Below are 2797 nucleotides of genomic sequence, written 5' to 3'. Positions count from 1 at the left end.
CCCATGATCACCGTATCGGCGCCCAAACCCTTGAGATGTTCGACCTCGGCATCCGAATGGGCCCGGGCGATAACGTTGATACCGGGATTAGCGGCGCGGGCTCGGAGCACGATCTGACCGGCTTCGAAGGCATTGGGGATGGCAAGGATCAGCCGGCTGGCGCCTTCGGGGTTGGCGGCGGCAAACACTTCGGCATTGGCCGCATTGCCGGCGACGGTCTCGATGCTGTCCGCTTTCAGCCTCGCCAGCGTCTTGTCGGCGTCCTCGATGACCAGGAAGGGCAGTGCCGCGTCTTTCAACGCCGAGCCGACCAGGCCACCGACACGGCCGTAGCCGATCAGGATGGCATGGCCTGTGAGTGCCGTCTTGGGCGGCGGCCCGTCCTCCCTTTTCGCCGTTGCCGCGACAGAGGCCACCTGGCCCGGCTCCGTCGCCGGACCAACCGGTTTTGCTTCGACCGGCGGTGCCGTCCTGGCGGCGCGCCGTTCCAGCCACGGCTTCATCCAGTCGATGGCCAGGAACATCAGCGGGTTGAGGACGATCGACAGGATGGCGCCGGCCAGAATGAGGTCGCGACCTTGTTCGGGCAACAGTTTCAGCCCGACGCCGAGCTCGGCCAGGATGAAGGAGAATTCGCCGATCTGGGCAAGGCTTGCCGAAATCATCAATGCGGTGGCCAGGGGATAGCCGAAGGCAACGACGATGACGAACGCCGCCAGCGATTTGCCGATGATGATGATGGCCAGCGTTGCCAGGATCGGCCAGCCATTGCTGATCAGGCTGAACGGGTCGAACAGCATGCCGACCGAGACGAAGAACAACACGGAAAAGGCATCGCGCAGCGGCAAGGATTCTTCGGCGGCACGGTGACTGAGTTCGGATTCGCTCATGATCATGCCGGCGAAGAATGCGCCCAGCGCCAGTGAGACCCCAAACAGTTTGGCCGCGCCAAAGGCGACGCCGAGCGCTATGGCAAGCACCGCCAGCCGGAAGAGCTCGCGCGAGCCGGTGTGGGCGACATAGTGCAGGATCCAGGGGATGACCCGGCGGCCGACCACCAGCATGACGACGACGAAGGCGGCGACCTTGGCCAGCGTGATGCCGACGACGCCCCAGATGCCGTAGCTGGCCGGCAGCGACAGCAGCCCGCTTGCATGGGCGTCGGTCTGCTCCTGGCCGCCGAGCACGCCGGCCAGCGCCGGCAGCAGCACCAGCGCCAGCACCATGGCCAGGTCCTCGACGATCAGCCAGCCGACAGCGATGCGGCCGCGCTCGGTCTCGATCATCCGCCGCTCTTGCAGAGCGCGCAGCAGCACGACCGTCGAGGCGACCGATAGTGCCAGGCCGAACACCAGTCCCGCGCCCATTGACCAGCCGAGCATCCACGACAACCCGGCACCGAGTGCGGTGGCAAAGCCGATCTGGACGACGGCGCCCGGCACGGCTATGGCGCGCACCGACAGAAGATCCTTCAATGAGAAGTGCAACCCGACGCCGAACATCAGGAGGATGACGCCGATTTCGGCCAGTTCGTTGGCAAGGCCGGCATCGGCGACGAAGCCAGGCGTGTTCGGCCCGACCAGCACGCCGGCTACGAGATAACCGACCAGCGGCGGGATACGGAAGCGGTTGGCGAGAGCCCCGAAGACGAAAGCCAGCCCCAGACCGGCGACGATGGTGGCGATAAGGGGCGTGTCATGCGGCATTGTCTATGGAGCGCCTTTCAAAAACAGCGATGTTGGATGAGCGCCGCCCAAAGCCGCCGCCTGTTTTGCAATATGGTGGATGGTATGTCGGCGATGCAACCCGCGAATCCGTGAAATCGACGGCGCTGCCGCAAAAATTTGACCGGCAGCTGAGAAGCTGCCGGCCGGATCGGAATTTGTGCGGTGCTATTCGTCTCGATCCGTCAGGGCCGATCGACAATGATCAGCCTGCCCGCAGCAGGGCCTCGATTTCCGGTATGGCATGGTTGGTCAATGTCTTGGGAATTTCGGCGGTCACCTTGTCCTCGACCTCCTTGTGCAGCTTTTTGCGCATTGTCCCAAGCACCACTGGCGGTGCGACGAGCACGATCTCGTTGAATTCGCCGTCATGCGCGAGCTTGTAGAGCCGGGCGGCGATTTCATCGGCGAAACGCTCCTTGCCGATGCGGTGCCAGTCCGTATCCTCGACTGCGCTGCGGTGTACGGAGGGACCATCATTGTACCGGCCCGGGCTGTCGCTGCCTTGCTCGCGGGTGGGCGGGTTGTCCTGCTGTATTTCCTGCACCACCTCGAGATTCGGATATTTGTTGTCGCCGGCGTTCCTGAGGAAAAGCGCCTTCTCGCCATCGGCCACCATGACCCAGATACCGTGCTTGAGTATGATTGTGTTCATGATGACAGGCTCCTTTTCAGCCGCGTGGTGGCCTTCGGGGCGTTCCGCAGCCGGGGTTTCGATCCGATATGACAGGCCTTTTGAGAACGCGCCCCGAGCCACTAATGTTCCAGTCGGCCGCCGCGTCGGCGTTGGACATTCCGGCTATCCAGAGTTCGCGGCTTTAATCTACTAATTTGGTAGAATTTAGAAAAAACAGTTTTGCGCTTTTCTCCCCAGGCGCTAAAAGACCCGGAAAACAAGGCCTGCGACAGCAGCTTGAATCCGCTCCATCTGCAAACGAGAAATATTTTTCTCTTGGCTGGGATGCTTTCAGAAAAGCAATTGCATCCCGATAAGGGATGCGCGAGTGCGTTCCTTCTGGTTTCTCGCGCCCGCGCGTAGAACTGCAAGCTCATTCAGGATTCCGCTCGCGTCC

The 2797-nt window shown here is 62.3% G+C and carries 2 protein-coding genes; both read right to left on the bottom strand.

What is annotated here, in order from left to right:
- On the bottom strand, positions 1 to 1706 hold a 1706-nt coding region (ybaL, locus tag EN939_RS28475), incomplete at its 3' end, for a YbaL family putative K(+) efflux transporter (protein WP_127271045.1).
- Positions 1707 to 1929: 223 nt separating this feature from the next.
- Positions 1930 to 2379: a baeRF12 domain-containing protein gene (locus tag EN939_RS28470; protein ID WP_127271043.1), complete on the bottom strand. Its 450-nt coding sequence runs from the start codon at positions 2377 to 2379 to the stop codon at positions 1930 to 1932.
- Between the last annotated feature and the right edge of the window lie 418 nt (positions 2380 to 2797).

The sequence above is a fragment of the Mesorhizobium sp. M7A.F.Ca.CA.002.05.1.1 genome, from assembly GCF_003998335.1.
Taxonomy (GTDB): domain Bacteria; phylum Pseudomonadota; class Alphaproteobacteria; order Rhizobiales; family Rhizobiaceae; genus Mesorhizobium.
The sequence above is the reverse complement of the archived record's forward strand: the minus strand, read 5'-3'. Positions and strand labels throughout refer to the sequence as shown.

What these genes read in the sequence shown, in the direction of transcription:
- EN939_RS28470 (WP_127271043.1), bottom strand. Translation starts at nt 2,379, where the DNA reads ATGAACACAATCATACTCAAGCACGGTATCTGGGTCATGGTGGCCGAT.